12 protein-coding genes are annotated in these 19,438 nt (G+C 42.2%); 7 read left to right on the forward strand and 5 right to left on the reverse strand.

Going from position 1 to position 19,438, the window contains the following annotated elements; all coding sequences use genetic code 11:
- Nucleotides 1-19: 19 nt before the first annotated feature.
- The 4 genes from ABID99_RS04920 (at nucleotide 20) to ABID99_RS04935 (ending at nucleotide 3,793) form a co-directional block, all read left to right on the forward strand.
- Nucleotides 20-1,531 (forward strand): alpha-L-fucosidase, encoded by a 1,512-nt coding sequence (locus ABID99_RS04920; protein WP_373613048.1) that lies wholly within the window; start codon nucleotides 20-22, stop codon nucleotides 1,529-1,531.
- Between the two features lie 334 nt (nucleotides 1,532-1,865).
- Nucleotides 1,866-2,447 (forward strand): Crp/Fnr family transcriptional regulator, encoded by a 582-nt coding sequence (locus tag ABID99_RS04925; RefSeq protein ID WP_373613049.1) that lies wholly within the window; start codon nucleotides 1,866-1,868, stop codon nucleotides 2,445-2,447.
- A gap of 104 nt (nucleotides 2,448-2,551) precedes the next feature.
- A complete protein-coding gene (locus ABID99_RS04930; protein WP_373613050.1) occupies nucleotides 2,552-3,391 on the forward strand; it encodes an MBL fold metallo-hydrolase in 840 nt (279 codons plus the stop codon).
- A 12-nt stretch (nucleotides 3,392-3,403) separates the two neighbouring features.
- Nucleotides 3,404-3,793: a nuclear transport factor 2 family protein gene (locus tag ABID99_RS04935; protein ID WP_373613051.1), complete on the forward strand. Its 390-nt coding sequence runs from the start codon at nucleotides 3,404-3,406 to the stop codon at nucleotides 3,791-3,793.
- A gap of 89 nt (nucleotides 3,794-3,882) precedes the next feature.
- On the opposite strand, the gene ABID99_RS04940 is transcribed toward ABID99_RS04935, so the two are convergent.
- The 5 genes from ABID99_RS04940 to ABID99_RS04960 form a co-directional block, all read right to left on the reverse strand.
- Nucleotides 3,883-5,349, reverse strand: coding sequence for a cellulase family glycosylhydrolase (locus tag ABID99_RS04940; RefSeq protein WP_373613053.1), 1,467 nt, complete (start codon nucleotides 5,347-5,349; stop codon nucleotides 3,883-3,885).
- Between the two features lie 377 nt (nucleotides 5,350-5,726).
- Complete coding sequence (locus ABID99_RS04945) at nucleotides 5,727-6,275, reverse strand: glycan-binding surface protein (RefSeq protein ID WP_373613054.1); 549 nt, start codon at nucleotides 6,273-6,275, stop codon at nucleotides 5,727-5,729.
- Nucleotides 6,268-6,942: a hypothetical protein gene (locus ABID99_RS04950; RefSeq protein WP_373613055.1), complete on the reverse strand. Its 675-nt coding sequence runs from the start codon at nucleotides 6,940-6,942 to the stop codon at nucleotides 6,268-6,270. Before ABID99_RS04950 ends, ABID99_RS04945 begins: the two co-directional genes overlap by 8 nt.
- A 35-nt stretch (nucleotides 6,943-6,977) precedes the next feature.
- Complete coding sequence (locus ABID99_RS04955; RefSeq protein ID WP_373613056.1) at nucleotides 6,978-8,594, reverse strand: RagB/SusD family nutrient uptake outer membrane protein; 1,617 nt, start codon at nucleotides 8,592-8,594, stop codon at nucleotides 6,978-6,980.
- An 11-nt stretch (nucleotides 8,595-8,605) separates the two neighbouring features.
- Nucleotides 8,606-11,767: a SusC/RagA family TonB-linked outer membrane protein gene (locus ABID99_RS04960; RefSeq protein WP_373613057.1), complete on the reverse strand. Its 3,162-nt coding sequence runs from the start codon at nucleotides 11,765-11,767 to the stop codon at nucleotides 8,606-8,608.
- Between the two features lie 817 nt (nucleotides 11,768-12,584).
- Between ABID99_RS04960 and ABID99_RS04965 the strand changes: the two genes are divergently transcribed.
- The 3 genes from ABID99_RS04965 to ABID99_RS04975 all read left to right on the forward strand — a co-directional run bounded on the left by ABID99_RS04965 (nucleotide 12,585) and on the right by ABID99_RS04975 (nucleotide 19,185).
- Nucleotides 12,585-14,168 carry a glycoside hydrolase gene (locus ABID99_RS04965; RefSeq protein WP_373613058.1) on the forward strand — a complete coding sequence of 528 codons (1,584 nt, stop codon included), beginning with the start codon at nucleotides 12,585-12,587 and terminating at the stop codon, nucleotides 14,166-14,168.
- A 778-nt stretch (nucleotides 14,169-14,946) separates the two neighbouring features.
- On the forward strand, nucleotides 14,947-16,641 hold the full coding sequence (locus ABID99_RS04970; RefSeq protein ID WP_373613059.1) for a cellulase family glycosylhydrolase: 1,695 nt from the start codon (nucleotides 14,947-14,949) through the stop codon (nucleotides 16,639-16,641).
- Between the two features lie 165 nt (nucleotides 16,642-16,806).
- A complete protein-coding gene (locus tag ABID99_RS04975) occupies nucleotides 16,807-19,185 on the forward strand; it encodes a beta-L-arabinofuranosidase domain-containing protein (RefSeq protein WP_373613060.1) in 2,379 nt (792 codons plus the stop codon).
- The last annotated feature ends 253 nt before the right edge of the window (nucleotides 19,186-19,438 follow it).

The following is a 19,438-nucleotide window of genomic DNA, read 5'->3' on the forward strand; positions in this document are numbered from 1 at the left end:
TCTATAAATACCTGAAAAAATGATAACTAACCTTAAAAAGATTTTCGCGCTTAGCTTCGTCCTGTCCGGGATGTCGTTGATGCTGCGCGGACAAGAGCTGTCCGTTAACAATGGCCCGTTCAAGCCTTCGGATACTTCTTTTAAACAATACCAGTATCCTGCGTGGTTCAGAGATGCCAAGTTTGGTATCTGGGCGCATTGGGGGCCGCAAGCCGTGCCTCGGCAGGGTGATTGGTATGCCCGTAACATGTATATTCAGGGCAGCGAACAAAATAAATATCACGTTGCGCATTACGGGCACCCGTCAAAGTTTGGTTATAAAGACATCATACCATTATGGAAGGCTGAAAAATGGGATCCGGCGAAATTGATGGCGCTATATAAAAAAGCCGGGGCAAAATACTTTGTAAGCATGGGGACTCATCATGATAATTTCTTTTTATGGAATTCTTCACTGCACCGGTGGAATGCTGTACAAATGGGACCTCATAAAGATGTAGTGGGTATTTGGCAAACGGAGGCCAAAAAGAATGGCCTTAAATTTGGTGTTTCGGAGCATTTGGGAGCAAGCTATACCTGGTACCAACCCGCACATAGTGCCGACACCTCAGGCGCTTATAAGGGTGTTCCATATGATGCGAATGATCCAGCTTATGCCGATTTATATCATCCGAAAGCGAAAGCAGATGACCGCGGCTGGTTAACTAAGGACGCGGAATGGCAACGCACGTGGTATAAGTCCGTCAAGGAACTGGTGGACACTTATCATCCTGATCTGCTTTACTCAGATAGCGGATTTCCGTTTGGGGATATTGGCAGGAACATGTTAGCTAATTTTTACAACGGAAATATGGCCTACAACAATGGCCAACTTACTGCCGTGTATAACTGCAAACAGCCTTCGCAGGGTATGTGGGTGCAGGACCTTGAGCGGGGCGTTCAGGATTCCATCAGCCCGTATCCATGGCAAACGGATACTTCTATAGGCGATTGGTTCTATCGTACCGGCCAAACCTACAAAAGCGGTACCGATATTATACGGATGCTGGTAGACATAGTAAGTAAAAATGGGAACCTGCTGATAAATATTGTGCAAACACCGGAGGGAGATTTAGAGCCCGATATGTTGAATACACTTGATGAGATAGGTAAGTGGACTGCCGCCAACGGTGAAGGGATCTACGGATCACGACCGTGGAAAATATTTGGAGAACGCCCGGGAAACGCAGTAAAAGTTAAAACCGACAACTTTAATGAAGACCGGATGAAATACACGGCAGAAGATATCCGTTTCACCTGCAATGGCAACAAGTTATATGCTTTTTTACTTGATACGCCCACTTCAGATATTCGAATCAAATCGCTGGGTAAATCGTCGGCAATAAACATCAAAAAAATACGCTCCGTGAAACTTTTGGGCAGTAAAGAAAAAATACAATGGCAGCAGGAAGCGGATGCACTTGTTATCAAAAAGCCTGTGAACCTGCCCGACTGGAAGGTATCAGGTTTTAGGATTGAGCTTGCTGATTAAGGGAAATCGGCTTAAGATAATAAATTAAAAGACAGGCCCTTCCGCTTCAACAGGAGGGCCTGTCTTTTTTCTGAAGACTACAAGGAAGCTGCGTGCAACTCCTGCAATGATAAACTTTGGTCTGCTATTTTCGCTACATTAAAGCAGTCGATAAGCAGCTCTTTACGATATTTATTTTTATAAAAATCAAACCGGATCATCTGTAAATTAATAGAAAATTTGTTAATTTAAGAAACGTATTTGAAGATGGAAAAGTAAATATCAGGTGTATAAAGGTTGTCATATGATATGCTTGACTTAGCTTTCTCCTGTGCTGTGTTATTAATTATATTCTATGAACCAACTACTGCGTAATAACATCGCCAGGCACGTTTCGCTCAGCGAAGATCAACTGCAACAGTTTCATGATCTTTTTGAACCCCGGTTGTTTAAGAAAAAAAGCCATTTTCTATCAGAAGGACAAATTTGTGCCCATGAAGGTTTTGTGCTGAAAGGACTTTTCCGTGTTTACCATGTGGACGCAAACGGTGTTGAGCAAGTTCTTTATTTTGCGCCCGAAGATTGGTGGATTGCTGATATAGACAGTTTTTCTAACCAAAAACCGTCAAATTTATTTATTGAAGCTTTGGAAGATAGTGAAGTCCTGGTCATTTCCCGGAAAAACAAGGACCTCGCTTATGAGCATTTCCCGGCCATTGAAAAGCTGTTCCGTATCATGACGCAGAAAACGCATGTAGCCTTGCAGCGCAGGATGATCGATAATTTGAGTAAAACGGCCGATAAACGATACCAGGATTTTTTAGCAAAGTATCCGGATTTATACAACCGGTTATCCAACAGGCAAATAGCGGCATACCTGGGGATTAGTCATGAGTTTTTGAGCAAAATCCGTAATAAACTGGCAAAGGAGAAGTAACTATCTTTTTGCGTTTGTTGAACTTGTTCAATGTTTTTCGTTTGAGCCATGGGTACCTTTGTTTAATCTATTAATCAACAAGGTTTAACAAAAGGTTTTTAACTATGGAAGCGCAGGCACAGCAATTTAAACAATTTCAATCAGGCAATCTTACACTTGATGTATTTATAGCAGCGGAAACCAGTTTTGGCGTAACATCAACAATTATTTCGGGGAAGACGGAAGCAATACTCGTCGATGCCCAGTTTACCCTGGCCGAGGCGGAAGTTGTTGCGGAGCATATCAAAAACTCGGGTAAGAAATTATCGTTAATTTATATCAGTTATGCCGATCCCGACTTCTATTTCGGATTGGAGATCTTCAAACGCTACTTTCCTGAGGTTACAGTTTACGCAAATGATACAACCATTGAACATATTAAAGCAACCTCGCAAAAAAAACTTGACGTTTGGGGAGGCCGCCTTGGCAATGCCCTTACCAAAAATGTGGTATTGCCGCAATTGCTAAAGGATGGTTCATTTGAATTGGAGGACGAAAAAATTGAAATATACGGACTTGAAGAGTTCCCTTCGAAATCTTTTGTATGGATCCCTTCCGTAAAAGCTGTAATAGGGGGCATTAATATTTTTGGCAGCAATTTCAACCTGTGGACAGCCGACGCACAAACGCCCGATGCCCGCGATAAATGGATCGCTATCCTGGATAAGATTACTGCTCTGGCACCATCTATTGTAATTCCTGCCCATACTGATCAGTACTCCGCTTTCGATACTGCGTCAGTGTCCCACACTAAAAACTACCTTTTATTTTACGAAGAAGCCCTGAAAGCAAATAAAACATCAGGGGAGTTGGTTGATGCTGTAAAGAGCCATTATCCAGATCTTCGTTTTGATGTAGCGCTTCAAATTGGAGCAAAGGTAAATACGGGCGAAATGAAATGGTAAATAGTAACAGCAATGACAAACCTTGAAATTGTAAAGAGTACTTACGAAGGGAAATCTTCGGAAGAGAACGGTAAAAACCTTCAGAAATTTCTTGCACCGGCAGCCGTTTGGACAGAGGCGGCGGGTTTTCCACTCGCCGGCACTTACGTGGGTTTTGACGAGATTAAGCAAAATGTGTTTTATCGGCTGGCTACCGAGTGGATCGATTATAAGTTTACGCCGGAGGATTATGTTGCTGACGGCGATAAAGTAGTTGCCTTTGGTACCTATAGCGGCACATATAAAGAAACAAACAAATTTTTTAAAGCGCGCGTGGCGCATCTATGGCAATTGGAAAACGACAGCATAATATCTTTTGAACAATTTGTAGATAGTAAAACGGTTAATGACGCAACAAAATGAATAATCAATAATGAGCTCAGTTGAGTTCATTATTGATTAGATGGCGACAAAAAAATACCCGGGGTCAGTGGAAGCCCCGGGCGTTTTTTTTAATTTGCGCCTTGCTTAATAGCGGTTATCGTCCGCTGATCTTTTACGGTATAATTTCTTCTATCCAGGGCACCGCCTGTATCCCAGTAAAATGGCAGCATGCCACGTGTTTTCGCTTGTTTTGTAACATAAAAATTCCAATAGTCTACCGCATCCTCGTGTGTCGGTAAATCTAAAGGGACATGCGCAGTATTGTCACGCCTGTAGGCACCATATTCGCCTAAAAGAACAGGAATCCCTTTATCAACGAAGTTTGTCTTCATTAGGTTGAATGAGGCATCGACATCACTTTCTTCGCCCCAGGTGGCATTTCGTTCAGGTTCAATAGCCGAGTGATGCCCAGTGCCCCAATAATAAAACATTTTACCCCAGCTTGCATCATTGTCCAACAGGCAGCAGAACTGAAATGGAGAGTAGTAATGTACCTCTACCATCAGCTTGTTTGTCACCTGATCTTGCGGGAGATTGGTCATAAAAGCACTTGTTTTCTCCATATTAGTAGAAGGGCCCTGAAGCACCAGTACACGATAGGCGTTTTTACCACCGGTTGATCTAACCGCGTTAATAAAGGTTTGATGATAGGTAGAAAGTATTGCTGTTGCTGCGGCATCATCTGCTGCCGGCTCATTGGCACTGGCAAACATCAGGTGTTCGTCAAAATCGCGCATGGCCGTTGCAATTTGTTCCCATAATGCCTTTTGTTTAGCATTAACTGAATCTTGTTTTGCCTGGGTAATATTGTTTTCAAGCCAACCACCATCCCAATGGATGTTAAGCAAAACGTACATGTCATTGTTTACGCAATACCCTACTACTTCTCTAACCCTTTTTACCCAGTTTGGATCTATTTGCGCAGTTGCCGGGTTACTTAAATGGCCCATGTTCCAGGCGCAGGGAAGGCGTATAGCATTAAAGCCTTGCTGTTTTACAAATTTTACATAATCTTCAGTGATTAGCGGATTACCCCAGCCTGTTTCGCCGCCGGAAGCTTCCAGTGTATTGCCGATATTCCAACCCAATTTTATTTTCGCGGCAAGCTGAACAGCGTTACTGCTCATCCCGGTTGCATCAGGAGCTATTGGCGATGTATTGTAGTTAGGAAAAAGGTTAGATGTTTGAGATACTTTTAAGGTTCGTGCCTGTCCGTTTGAGGAGTTTATGGTTAAAGTACTGGAACGTGTTGATCCTGTACCGTTTTCTGATAACGTTTTGATATGAATAACGATACTGCCGCTATTGCCCGAGGTGGTGCTTAACTGCAGCCAGGTAGAGCCTGGATTAACGATATTCCATGTTGCATTACACGAAATAGAAAAATCCTGCGTACCGCCCTGAGGTGTAAAAGTTATTGCTGTTTGGTTTACGGTAAGTTCCGGCGGTGCATTATTCGTTTTTTTGCACGAAAAAAACGAAATCAATACGATTGCCATTAAAAATACTGGTTTTAAGAAAAATGTTTTTTTCATTTTTTAACTGGTTGGTAATAAATTCTTTGTTTGTTTTTGCATGCGATTATTGGGTTAGGTAAGTATTGGAACAATTATAATATGGTCATTTGATGTATGCGGTACAGTTTTTAAAATTTCATGCCGCACATAACATTGTTAGCTTATATCGTTAAAAATGCCGGGGCCCTGCTACAACCCCAGGCATTCACTTATTCAACTAACTTTTACTTTTTAATTTAAACTGCTGTCAGGTTATGAACAGTTATATTAAATTCTTTACCGGAGTTTTCTCCGTATCTCAGCTTTCAGAGTTTTAATATCCAGGCGTCAGCTAAAAAAATGCCGGGGCCTGTTAAGACCCCGCGCATTCATTTATAATCAACTAACTCTCTCGCTTATTTAACTCTTACTACTCTGATATTATCAATAGCTGCCTCGAAATTTTGAACAGTACTTGAACCATCATTAGTAAATGTAACGTTGATGGCCCCGGCTCCTGCTGAACCGAGCAGATCTGAAAGCGTTGGTGCCGGAAAGCCTTTACTGTCAACAAAATTTGATAATGGAATAGTAACTGTTTGCCAGCCCTTGGTAGTAAACGGAACTGTTGCTCCTGTAGAGGTTTTCCATGGATGGTAAAGAGCTGAATAAGTCCATGAGTAATCTTTTACTATCTGGATAGAGCCGTTTGTCCACGGCTTGGTAACCGATATCTCGAATTTTAAAACATAATGGCTTAAGGTATCTTTCATGTTGGCCTGGGGTATCCACTGCGCCGAGTTTGTATTGATTGACCTGCCGTCATTCCACCAGGATCCATCGCCGGCAGGAACATTTGATGCTTTCATGATCCCATAATAACCGGTGTTGCCAGGGTAAGTTGCTGAGCTGTTGGAAGTGCCCGAACCCCACGAGAAATTATTAATGTTATCGTAATTATTCAATTACCCCGTTTACTAAATTGTGTATCGAATAAACAGTAGCAGCTTTACCTGATTTTGTTTCAACGCTAACAATACCACCTGTTTGCGTAATGCCTGCAGGCACTGCAAGGCTGATGCTTGTACCATCATTCGACGATTTAAAACTGGTAATATTAATTCCGCCGTAAATGACGCTCTTAACAAAGAAAAAGCTAAGCCCGTTTATTTTAACCGAATCGCCCGGGTTAGCGTCTTCGTTAGAAACGCCTGTAATAGTAGGGGCGGGCGCTACAATAGGGAACGAAAACGTAGTTTGACCATGATTGGTGATGTATTGTATGGTATTCAGCTTATCCGAAGGTACCGTCGGGAACGCGATAACAGCCGGAATCAGGGCGATAGCGCTGGTATCTGAAAACCAGGCGTCATTAAAAGAGCCTTTTACGCCATCAAAATTGATAGCAAGTGCACCTTTTAAATTTTTACCCGAAATAACTACCCATTGACCGGTACCCACACTGCTCAGTAGCGAATCCCCGGGATGGGCCACATAATTACGGATAGAGGTAATCACAGGGGTCCCTTTTGATGATGATGTTGCATCCTTTTTACAGCCCGGTTGCATGAATGCGGCTGCGGCAAGCCAGACAAGTAGCAAACAGCTTTTAATATGATTTAATTTTTTCATGATTTTAAGAATTATCTAAATGATTCTGAATGCAATTAATAATAGGGTACAGGAGCCTCTAACAACTTAGGGTCTGCCGTTTGCTCATTTGCCGGTATAGGCAGCATAAATGTGTTAATGGTCGGCGGCGTTATGATCAGGCTATTATTAGATGCTTTTTTTACTCCAGTGGCCGGATCATAGCTAAATTGCGAACGCGGTATATACCTGTTATTAGGATCAGGGTCATTTGTAAGGGTTATTTGCTTACTAATTATCGAGATTGCCTTATTAGGGTCGTAATAAGAAAGGCGCACAAGGTCAAACCAGTATTGGCCTTCAAAAGCCAGTTCAATCCGCCTTTCCTTCATGATGATCTCAGGAGTGAGTTGGGTAACAACATCAACACCGGCCCTGCTGCGTACGTGGTTGAAATAAAGCAATGCATCCGCGTTAGTAGTTGATGCGTTATTGCCTAATAAAGCTTCGGCATAAATTAAGTATACATCAGCAAGGCGTAATACTGTATTATGCTCGATAGATGACCAAAGGTCCATAGTAGGCGAATTATTATCGGCTGCGGTACCAACTATGTGTTTTTTAACATTTACACCAGTTGCTGTGTAGCCTCCGCCTGCCGCGTTAAGCTCAGGGTATTTATCACCGGTAAGCATGAATGTAGCTTTGCGGCGTACCGAGTCCTGGGCAGTATACTGGTTTGCAAGATCTATCGTTGGGCCAATTGCTCCCCCCCAGCCGCCGCCGCCGGTAACCAGGCTGCCGCTTGGTGCAAATTGGGCTTGTATTGAATTACCTTGCCCGTATGGTACGCCGGGCGCCCATTGATAGGCAAATAAGGATTCAGAATTGTCATTATACTGGGTCCTGAAAAGATTGTAGTAGCTTGGTAAAAGAGATAAACCGCTGGTTTTGCAAACATTACCGGCATAGTACGCGGCGCTGTCCAGATCAGACTGGTTGCGTGAGCCTTTTTGATTTAAACCGGCCCGGGTTAAATAAACTTTTGCCAGCATACCCTGTGCCGACCATGTAGTAACACGGCCAGGCTGATCAGTTCGGGGTAAATTAGCAACGGCGTATCTTAAATCATTGATAATAAACTTGTATACATCCTCAAGCTTATGGCGAGGTACCAGCGGGTTAGTTATCAACTTATCGTTATCTTCTACAATAGGTACGGGGCCCCATAACTGGGCAAGATAAAAATAGGAAGTAGCACGAATAAACCTTATTTCACCAAGCGCGCCTGTTTTACTTTTTACGGCTACACTATCTGGCATTTTGGTATTAATGGCTTTAAGATTGATATTGCAATGCGCTATAACGTTAAAAAAGCTTTGCCATGCCGATGTTAGCGTTCCGTTTTGCGGCGTGATGGAAAAGGTAGTAAGCTGAACAAGATCGGCGTTATAAGGCTGCAACATATTACCGCTCATGATGTCGCCCATACCAAGCAATGGAAAGTTATTCCAGGTAGCCCAGGGCTGTGCATACAGAGTAGCTGTAGCTAATCTTAAATCCGAACCGCTTTTATAAAAATTATCAGTGGTGATACCGGTTAAAGGGGGCCGGTTGAGGTAATCTTTTTTGCAGCTGCTTATGATAATTATGCCGATAACCAGCAAGATTATATTTATTTTGATGCGTTTCATGAATCTTGATTTTAATTGTTTAAGGATAGATTAAGGCCAAATGTGTAAACACGCGGCTGGGCGTAATATCCATTATCAATACCGGCTGCTAATGGGTTCCATGAGCCAATCTCAGGATCGTAGCCGGTATATTTAGTAATGGTGAACACATTGGTTACGTTGACATATACCCTTAGTGACCGTAATTTGATTTTGTTTAAAAGGTTATTTGAAAAGCTATATCCTAAAGCGATGCTTTTGCACTTTAAGAACGAACCGTTTTCGACGTATTTGTCGGAAAAACGCTGGTTATCATTACCGCTGCTTTGGCTAATCCTGACAATATTGGTTGAAGGGTTTGTAATGAATACATTGTTGATATCCGAGTTGGAACCGGTTGGATTAATCAACCCGATTTTTGCATAGTTGAACACAGACGGGAAATAACCAAAGTTTTGATTAGGGTTATCGCCGTTTACCTTTAACTGGTTATAAACTTTATTGCCATAATTGCCGGCCATAAAAATATTCAGGTCGAAATTTTTATAGTTGAAACTGTTATTGATGCCAAATTGAAATTTAGGCATAGGAGAGCCCAAAAAGGTTTGATCGTTGGCGTCAATTTTACCATCGCCGTTAATGTCTTTAAAAATGACGTCACCTACCCAAACACCGCCAGAGCCGGGCGTTATAGGTATGGGGCCGCTGCCATTTTGGGGCAAAGCGGGGTATTTTGCAAAATCTGCGGCATTTTTATAAATGCCCAGTACCTGATACCCGTAAAATTCGCCGATTGAACGGCCAACAACAGTTTTGGAAACAGAACCGTAAATGGCAGGGGTGCCGTCAACCAAAGCAAGCACTTTGTTGATATTTCGGGAAAAGTTAATATTTGTGGTCCAGTTAAAATCTTTTGACCGGATGTTTTGCGTAGAAAGTGAAAACTCAAACCCCTTATTGCTCACCGCGCCAACGTTTACATATGGAGCCTGCACTGCACCCGGTGAATATCCGCCGGCGGCAAATGTTCCCGAGTAGTACGGCAGGGTAAGGCTAAGCAACAGGTTATTGGTTTTGCGGTAATAAACGTCACCGGATAAACTGATTCTTCCATTTAACACGCTTGCATCCAGGCCAATGTTATATGATTTTGTAGTTTCCCATTTGATGTTTGGGTTTCCGGTTGTTGTAGCTATTTGCGAGTTACCTGACAAGCCTGTAGATATCGTACTTAAAGTTGAACCATAAGCATATTCAGCAATATTTTGATTGTTTACCAATCCGTAGCCGAGCCTGAGCTTAAGATCATTGATCGCTTTTACACTTTTAAGAAAATTTTCGTGGTTAATTTTCCATGCAAGGGCACCGGAATATGTGGTGTTCCACCGGTTAGCTTCGGCAAATTTCGATGAACCATCATGACGGACGGTTGCGGTTAACAAATAACGGTCGTCGTAGGTAAAGTTAGCCCTGCCAAAGTAGGCTTCCAAAGATCCCTGGCCCTTAACACCAGTATTGGTTGCAGTTGTGGCGTCGCCGCTGCTGATTGTTTGTACGTTATTACTTGCAAAATTGGTTCGGGTAGCCGATATGCCGCTATTTTTAAGCAACTGGGCTTCATGGCCAGCCACTACGTTTACCCAGTATTTTTTTGCAAATGTGTGCTGGTAGGTTAAATAATTCGAAATTGAGTTATAGAAATTTTGCGCGCTTGAAGCAGTACCGTTGTTATTACTTTTGGTGTACGCACCCATAACATAACTTGGATTAAAGTAATCCTCCGTTGCAAAGTCGAAATTTCCTGCTACCTCATTACGCAAGGTTAAATCCCTGGTGAATTGGATTTCTGCATAAGCATTACTGAATAGCTGGTAGCGGCTTTTAAAATCTTTCACAATAGTTGCTATTGCAAATGGGTTAGTGCCCACCGCACCATAAATATTGGGATCATTACCTCCCCATGTACCATCAGGGTTTTTTACAGCTACATCGGGCGTTTGATTAAGCGCTTGCAAAATCACACCTGTATTGGAAGTGGTAACATTCTCGGCCACATGCGCCATATTCAAGTTGATGCCAACCTTCAACCAATCGGTGGTTTTATTATCGATATTTGCTTTTACCGAAGTCCTTTTAAAATCTGAGCCTAACGCTATCCCTGTTTGGGAAAAATAGGTGCCTGATATATAATATTTTGTCCTGTTATCACCACCGCTGATGGCTAAATTATGGTTTTGCATAGGAGCAGTGCGGAACAGGGCTTTTTGCCAGTTGGTACCAACACCCAGGTATTGAGGATTAGCAAATTGCGGCCGCATATCATAACCGATAATTGCCGATTTTTCATTCATGAAAGTGGCGTACTGCCTTAAATCCATCACATCATAATACTTGGGTAATTTTTGCCAGCCCTGGTATCCGTCATAACTAATTAGCGGTGGGCCTGTGGCGCCTCTTTTAGTGGTAATAATAATTACACCGTTAGATGCCTGCGAACCATAAATAGCGGTAGCTGAAGCGTCTTTTAACACATCTATCGAAGCTATATCTGAAGGGTTGATGCTGGATAAGGGGTTGGTGCCATTGCCTGCAATTGCCGACTGTCCATTCGGTGGGATCTGCACACCGTCAATTACATATAGCGGAGGAGCGCCTGTAAAACCACCCAAACCGCGGATCTGCACGTTAACGTCACCACCGGGCTGGCCTGACACCTGCTGCACAACCACACCCGCTACTCTTCCTTGTAAGGCCTGGTCAAATGTGGTAGGTTGCGCTTTTAACAGGTCTGCCGCTGTTACCGACGATATAGCACCGGTAAGGTCATGTCTTTTCCTGGTGCCATAACCAATTACAACAACTTCGTTCAAGTCGCTGGTTGCGGGTTTGAGGGCTACGTTTATAACGGTAGATGAGCTTACGTATATTTGCTGGGAATTGTAGCTTATAAAGCTAAAAATCAGCACATCCCCGTTTTTTGCATTGATACTGTAGCTGCCATCTGCACCAGATAGCGTGCCTGTTGGCGAATCCTTTACTTTGATTGTAACACCGGGCAGAGGCTGATTATTGTCTGCACTGGTAATTTTACCTGTAATTTTAACACTTTGCGCGTAACCTGTAAGGTTTAGCAACAACAAAGTTGTAAACAGCAGTACTACATGTCTTAATCTTTTTCGTAAATCTTTTTCCATGTTAATTGAGGTTCATAATTGTTTGGTTATTTGGTTTGTTTATTTGATTGGTTTCGGACATTGATTTATCCTGTCATATTCACATTTGATGCTGTGGAACCGGTGTCGGGGACAGCATCTGTATGTTTACACGGAAGTATACCGACGTAATGCGGACGGGATATTTACAATAAATCCTGAATTGATTTTTTAATGGGCTGCCTCGTGAATGGCACAGGCATTAATAAGTACGCGTTTTGGCATAATGCTTAGTTTAAATTAGGTTATTCATAAAATTGGTTATCTCATCTGTCCCTTTGTTCAGGCGTCAGACTACGGCATCGGTATAGAAGATATGCCGCTTTATGGAGGATGAAGTTAGATGACCAATCGCAATCGATTGTTTACAAATGGGGGTACAAATGTTAATTGAAACTAACTAATTGATTATAAGCTAATTAAACTTATTTTCGTCAAGGATAGGAGGCGAAATGCCATTGCAGAGCCGACAATATTCAAAAAAAAAGTAAAAGTGAAGCGTTTAAGAACAGCTATCGGCATTTAAATTTGAAGGTAAAATAGCCGGAAAGTACTAACAAATGCGAAAATAATACCAACTTTAAAACCTGTTGAAAAAGCCGGCGCAGGTTATTGCAGATTCAATCATTTGAAAATTAACATTTGTATCCCTATTTACCAACAATAAGGAGCGTGGTACAATATACATTTGCCGCCTCTGATATAATATTGCTTAGCTTCGTTTATCGCTGCGTACCAATATTGTATTCCATATAATAATTATCAGACAAGTCTTGTAAACGGAGATATAAAAATCAATATGAAAATCTTACCCATTATTTTAGGAAGCCTGTTTTTTAGTAACGTTTTTGCTCAGGGTAACAGCCCGGAAAAAGCAAATCAAGCTAAAAGGGTTATTAACATCGATTTTAAAAAAGAAAAAGGACGTTTTAATACGTCATTTAATTTATGTGTGGGAGCAGGGCGTGCAAATGAAGGCTTGCGGGCCGACTGGCAACAACAATTGGCCACTGTACAAAAGGAATGTGGTTTTAAATATATCAGGATGCATGGCCTGCTTACAGACGATATGGCTGTTTACCGGGAAGACAGGAATGGTAAGCCGGAATATAATTACCAATACGTTGACGCTTTATATGATTATATTTTAAGTATAGGCATGAAACCGTTTGTTGAACTGGGGTTTATGCCGGGAGCGCTGGCAAGTGGTAATAAAACAATTTTTTGGTGGAGAGGAAATGTAACACCCCCGAAAGACTATAATAAATGGGAAGGTTTGATCCGTAACCTTACCCGGCATTTTACCGAGCGGTATGGAATTGACGAAGTAAAAAAATGGTATTTTGAAGTTTGGAATGAGCCGAACCTCAAAGATGGTTTTTGGACCGGTTCGCAAGATGACTATTTTAAATTGTATCAATACAGTGCGAAAGCGATAAAAAGTGTAAACCCAGCCTATAAAGTAGGAGGGCCGGCTACTGCCGGTGCGGCATGGGTACCTGACATGATAGATTTTTGCAGCAAAAATTCAGTTCCTATTGATTTTATAAGTACCCATGCTTATGGTGTAAAACAAGGCTTTTTGGACGAGTACGGTTCAACCGGTACCGTACTTGACAAAAACAAAGGAAGCGTTAGCGGTGATGTTCGGAATTCACGCAAGCAAATAGAAAACTCCACAATTCCGGGCCTCGAGTTACATTATACTGAATGGAGCTCATCTTATACTCCGTCAGATCCCATACACGATAGCTATCACGAAGCTGCATATATACTTGAAAAATTGAAGCAAACCGGATCTGCAGCCAATTCCATGTCTTACTGGACGTTCACTGACATCTTTGAAGAAGCCGGACCACGGTTTACGCCATTCCACGGAGGTTTCGGTTTACTCAATACTCAGGGGATAAAGAAGCCGGCTTTTTTTGCCTATTCTTTTTTAAACAAATTAGGTGAAACGGAAATAACAGATCAGGATAGCTCCTCCTGGGCCTGTAAAAATAAAAAAGGGGATGTTCAGGTGTTGCTTTGGGATTACACTTATACTTTGCCTGATTCTGTCAATAACCAGGCTTACTATGTCCGCGACCTACCTGCTAAATCAAAAGGAGAGGTTGAGTTGGTAATATCCGGTATGCCCAGCGGCAAATATCGGATGGAAATCTATAAAACGGGATATAAGGTAAATGATCCATACACAACATACCTGTCTTTCAATAAACCTGATCAACTGACAAAAGCACAGGTTGACAAGCTAAAAAAGGAAAATAGTGGTGCAGTCATCTGGCATGAGGATATTACAGTAAATGCATCAGGTAAGGTGTTAAAGCATCTTCCTGTCAGGGAAAACGATGTTGCTTTCATCAATATCGTTAAACTTTAGTAAGCCTTCAGTTAGCTCATTTTAATACATCAGCAGGTGATACTTTTAAATGAGTACACCTGCTGATGTATTCCTGGTATGGGTTGTTATTTAATTTGCAAAGTTAAGCCTCTTACAGTCTTCTTTTCATTTTCGGCAGTTCAATTAAGCTGCACGCATATTTATTTGCCTGCTGGTGAGCAACATTTATTACTCTATATTTTATAAATATCTTACGAGTACTTCAAATAATATTCAGGGCTTCTTTTTTTTCGTTGACGACCTGATTTGAAAAATTACCACTGCCGTTAATAAAGTAATGGAAGTATAAAACTCGAAATTTTGTAGCGGCGAGCCTACAGACATGGTCGCGGCTGTCTTTTCTATCTTGTTAATCATTTAAAGAAGGCTGAGGTATTAATGATATTACTAAATTACTATTATTTACAACTTAAAGGAGTAAAACGAATTGGTTTTGTTTAAATTACTTCAGTAAGGCATTAATCTTAGTTGATAATAATTTTCGTTACATTTTATCTTGGATTATACCTATAGTATTCAAGATTATAGTCACCAGCACTGTATTTTCTTTTAAATTAAACATTCGGCACCCTATTTATTCACTTTTGTGGCCTTATCGGCCTATATATTTGGCTCCCAAACCAATAGCCGAAAAGTGGCTTTAACCAAAAAACAACCTGCACAGATTTGAAACAGAAGCGTAATCGCTAAAAGAGCGTTTGTTTATGCGCGCTGTTTAATTGTTCTTTTTTTGCTATAAACTAATTAATATTTAAATATGAGAACACTTAACTATTTTTTCGGCGTAGTCGCGATTTTATTGTTTACCCGATGCCAAAAGCAACAAATTGCCAGTCCGGTTGTTAAGCCGCCTGTTTCCAAAGCAGTTAAAACATTGGCTATAACCAGTTATCCAAGTTACAATACGTCACCTCTTGCGCCTGATCAAACCGGGGTATCAAGTACAGCCGCCCAGCTTGCAGCAAAGTTCCAATTGGGGTGGAATATTGGTAATACACTCGAAGCATCAGGCAGCGAAACAGCCTGGGGTAACCCTTTGGTAACCCAGGCGCTTATTGATAAAGTTAAGCAAGCCGGTTTTACGGCAATTCGTATTCCCTGTGATTGGGACCAGTACTCTGACCAAAACACCGGGCAAATACAGCAATCGTGGCTTAACCGGGTGCAGCAGGTTGTTCAATATTGCGTTAATGACGGCTTATATGTGATATTGAACATACATTGGGACGGCGGGTGGCTGGAGAACAATTGTACCACCGCCGCACAGGCCGCAGTTAACGCCAAACAAAAAGCTTTTTGGGAGCAAATAGCCACGCAAATGCGTGGTTTTGACGAGCATGTGATTTTTGCCAGCGCCAATGAACCCAATGTATCAGATGCTACCGGGATGAGTGTGCTGCTTTCATATCATCAAACATTTGTTAACGCGGTCAGATCAACCGGGGGGCATAACAGTTACAGGGTGCTGCTTGTGCAAGGGCCAAGTACTAACATTGATGGCACCAACACTTTGATGAATACGCTTCCAACTGATCCGGCAAGCAACCGTTTAATGGTTGAAGTACATTATTATGATCCGGCTCAGTTTTGTTTTTTGACATCGGATGCAAGCTGGGGTAATATGTTCTATTATTGGGGCAGCGGGTATCATTCTACAACCGATGCTTCACGAAATGCTACCTGGGGTGAAGAGTCGTATATGACTTCAGAACTTTCGTTGATGAAAACAAAGTTTGTTGATAAGGGCATTCCTGTTATGTTGGGAGAATATGCAGTAAACCGCAGATTAGGTCTTACCGGCGATGCGTTAAACCTGCAACTTGCAAGCAGAGGTTATTACCTCAATTATTTTGTCCACCAGGCATTACAATATGGATTAAAACCATTTTATTTTGATTCAGGTGGTACGGACTCAACCAATCCGGGTCGGATTTTTAACAGGCAGAACAACAGCGTTTACGATCAGCAAGGTTTAGCCGCCATTTTGCAGGGAGCGCAAAATAATACCTCTTCAATAATTCAGGTTGGCCAGGTTTACCAGATTTACAGCAGAAACAGTTTCAAAGCATTGGAATTTGCAGGCTGGGGAACTGCCAATCAAACACAGGCCGATCAGTGGGACTATTTAGCAGGGACAAACCAGCAATTTAAAGTAGAAGACGCGGGAGGCGGTTATTACAGGCTTACTCCAATGCATGCAACCGGAAAATGCCTCGAAGTTTATGGTTTGAACACAGCTGACGGAGGACAGGTAGACCTGTGGGATTACTATGGCGGCACAAATCAAAAATGGTCAATTCAGCTAACAGACAATGGATATTATAAAATCATCAATGCCAATAGTGGGAAAGCTTTGGATGTTAACGGGGCTTCGCTTAATAACGGTGTAGCTGCTGTTCAATGGACCTATTCTGGCGGGCGTAACCAGCAATGGGGCTTTGTGAAAATATAATGTAACCCTTAAGAAAACTTATATCTTTTTCTTTCTTCACAAAAAGCATGAAAGATGCGCCGCGATATAAGCGGTAGTTGATATTTAAAAATGAACAATAATGTAAAGGCCTTCAAATTAGCGATTTGAAGGCCTTTTATCTTTTTATTGTTGTTTTAACACTTAATGATGTATCTTGCCGATGAAAACCCAATTATGAAACGCATCGCTTTTTTATTGATTTTTAGTCCGTTTTTGCTGTGGGCGCAACAAAAGCAGGTTGTCAAAAGCTTTCCTCTACAGGATGTTAGGCTATTACCGGGGATTTTTGAAGAACAGGAGCAGACAGACCTCAACTATATGCTTGCCCTGCGGCCCGACCGCCTGCTTGCACCTTTTAGGAGGGAGGCGGGGCTGCCACAAAAAGCTAAAAGTTATACAAATTGGGAAAATTCGGGCCTGGATGGACATATCGGTGGCCACTATCTTTCTGCCCTGGCTATGATGTATGCTTCTACCGGTGATAAGCGTATGCGCCAGCGCCTTGATTACATGATCAATGAGCTTAAATTGTGCCAGGACAAAAACGGTGACGGATATTTGAGTGGCGTGCCTGGAAGCCGCGGACTTTGGCCCCAGGTAATGAAGGGTGATTTTACAGATTTCAATAAGAAATGGGTGCCTTTTTATAATATTCATAAAGTATTTGCCGGGCTGCGCGATGCATGGCTGTATGAAAATAATCAAACAGCAAAAGTCATGCTGATTAAACTGGCAGACTGGTTTTACAATATCAGTACTGCACTTAGCCAGTCACAAATGCAGCAGCTGCTTGGGAATGAGCACGGAGGTGTCAATGAGGTACTGGCAGATGTATACGGGATCACCGGCGAAAAGAAATACCTTGACGCGGCCTACAGTTTCTCTCACCAGGCTCTCCTTCAGCCGCTTGAAAAAGGTCAGGATAAACTGGATAATTTACATGCAAATACGCAGATCCCCAAAATGATAGGTTTTAAGCGGATTGCTGATTACAACGGTGATACCGCCTACAATCGTGCTGCGGTATTCTTTTGGCAAACCGTGGTACATCATCGGTCGGTAGCAACAGGTGGTAACAGCGTAAGGGAACATTTTAACCCCGCTACAGATTTCTCAACCATGATCTCCAGTGTAGAAGGACCCGAAACATGCAATACCTATAACATGCTTAAGCTTACCGAAGATCTGTACAGGTCAGATCCGGATATTGCCTATATCGATTATTACGAACGGGCGTTGTATAATCATATCCTTACAACCCAGCGGCCGGGGAAGGGCGGTTTTGTTTACTTTACACCGATGCGCCCCGGGCATTACAGGGTGTACTCCCAGCCACAAACAAGCATGTGGTGTTGCGTTGGCTCCGGTATGGAAAATCATTCAAAGTATGGTGAAATGATCTACAGCCATTCAGATAACGAGCTATATGTTAATCTGTTTATTCCGTCTCAGCTTATATGGAAGCAAAAGGGCTTGCAACTTAAGCAGGAAACCGTGTTCCCCGACAAGGAAACAACTACGCTGAAGATTTTGAAGACTGGCAATGGTGCATACGGGATAAACATCAGGTATCCATCATGGGTAAAAACCGGTGCACTTTCAATTAACATCAATGGCCGGCCTGTTCAGGTTACAGCGCAGCCGTCATCATATGCGCAGTTAAAAAGAAAATGGCGGAAAGGAGATATCATCACCGTCCAATTACCGATGCAGACGACGACGGAGAAACTTCCCGACAGCTCCAATTATGAAGCCGTATTGCATGGCCCGATCGTGCTTGCTTCAGTGATTGATACAATTGCCCAAAAAGGCCGTGAGGCCGATGACAGCAGGATGGGCCATGTTGCTGCGGGCAACCTGTATAAGCTTACAGATATGCCGGTTTTTGTAAGCGATTCTGCTAATGATGCCCCCATGATAGTTGGTGATAAAAATAAACCGATGTCCTTTACTGCCGGGCGACTAATATACCCGGTTAAATACCGAAACCTGAAGCTGGTGCCGTTTTATAAGATACAGGATGCCCGTTATGTAGTGTACTGGCGAAAAGAATCGGCCAAAGGCTTTGACGAATTGCAGGCTAAGTTAGCGGAGGAGGACGCGAAGGAAGCAAAACTGGCTGCCAATACTATCGATTTGGTAACTCCGGGTGAGCAACAGCCTGAGTCAGATCATTTCATTGAAAAAGAGAATTCTTTTGCCGGCGTTAATTTCAATAGGCACTTTAGGGCTGCAACGGGGGCGTTCGGCTATAAGCTCACCGATAAAAATAAAGCTGCAAAGAAAATTAGTATCACGTATTTTGGAATTGAAAGGAACCATAAGTTCTCCGTCCTTATCAATGAACAGGAATTGGTCAGAGTTGATTTAAAAGATGGTAAACGTGACGCTTTCTATACCGTGGAATATGATTTACCAGCCGATTTGAAATACAACGCAGACCAAAGTCTCCGGATAAAATTCCAGGCGGATAAGGGTGCAATGGCCGGGCCTGTTTATGAAATACGACTTTTGAATAATTGAAGGCTTAAAGCCATTCCAAGCCGTTGCAATAACAGGATCGGTTCACTATTGTGTGGTAAAATGTTTTCGATACATATAAATACTATTCAGGGCCTCAAAAAGGCCCTTTTTTTGTGTTTTTCAAGTAAACCGCTGTTTAACCGCAAAATTATTCCTGCCTCTAAAAACAGGCTGTCTGGTAAAACTTTTAGAAAATTTTAATCTTTTACCGGGCAATCGTGGAATCGGTTTGGGATAACAAATACCGCGCTTC

The organism is Mucilaginibacter sp. OAE612 (assembly GCF_041806395.1).
Classification (GTDB): domain Bacteria; phylum Bacteroidota; class Bacteroidia; order Sphingobacteriales; family Sphingobacteriaceae; genus Mucilaginibacter; species Mucilaginibacter rubeus.

Excerpts from the sequence above, each read along its gene's own strand:
- ABID99_RS04920 (WP_373613048.1), top strand. The coding sequence starts at position 20 with ATGATAACTAACCTTAAAAAGATTTTCGCGCTTAGCTTCGTCCTGTCC.
- ABID99_RS04925 (WP_373613049.1), top strand. The coding sequence starts at position 1,866 with ATGAACCAACTACTGCGTAATAACATCGCCAGGCACGTTTCGCTCAGC.
- ABID99_RS04930 (WP_373613050.1), top strand. The coding sequence starts at position 2,552 with ATGGAAGCGCAGGCACAGCAATTTAAACAATTTCAATCAGGCAATCTT.
- ABID99_RS04935 (WP_373613051.1), top strand. The coding sequence starts at position 3,404 with ATGACAAACCTTGAAATTGTAAAGAGTACTTACGAAGGGAAATCTTCG.
- ABID99_RS04940 (WP_373613053.1), bottom strand. The coding sequence starts at position 5,349 with ATGAAAAAAACATTTTTCTTAAAACCAGTATTTTTAATGGCAATCGTA.
- ABID99_RS04950 (WP_373613055.1), bottom strand. The coding sequence starts at position 6,942 with ATGAAAAAATTAAATCATATTAAAAGCTGTTTGCTACTTGTCTGGCTT.
- ABID99_RS04955 (WP_373613056.1), bottom strand. The coding sequence starts at position 8,594 with ATGAAACGCATCAAAATAAATATAATCTTGCTGGTTATCGGCATAATT.
- ABID99_RS04960 (WP_373613057.1), bottom strand. The coding sequence starts at position 11,767 with ATGGAAAAAGATTTACGAAAAAGATTAAGACATGTAGTACTGCTGTTT.
- ABID99_RS04965 (WP_373613058.1), top strand. The coding sequence starts at position 12,585 with ATGAAAATCTTACCCATTATTTTAGGAAGCCTGTTTTTTAGTAACGTT.
- ABID99_RS04970 (WP_373613059.1), top strand. The coding sequence starts at position 14,947 with ATGAGAACACTTAACTATTTTTTCGGCGTAGTCGCGATTTTATTGTTT.
- ABID99_RS04975 (WP_373613060.1), top strand. The coding sequence starts at position 16,807 with ATGATGTATCTTGCCGATGAAAACCCAATTATGAAACGCATCGCTTTT.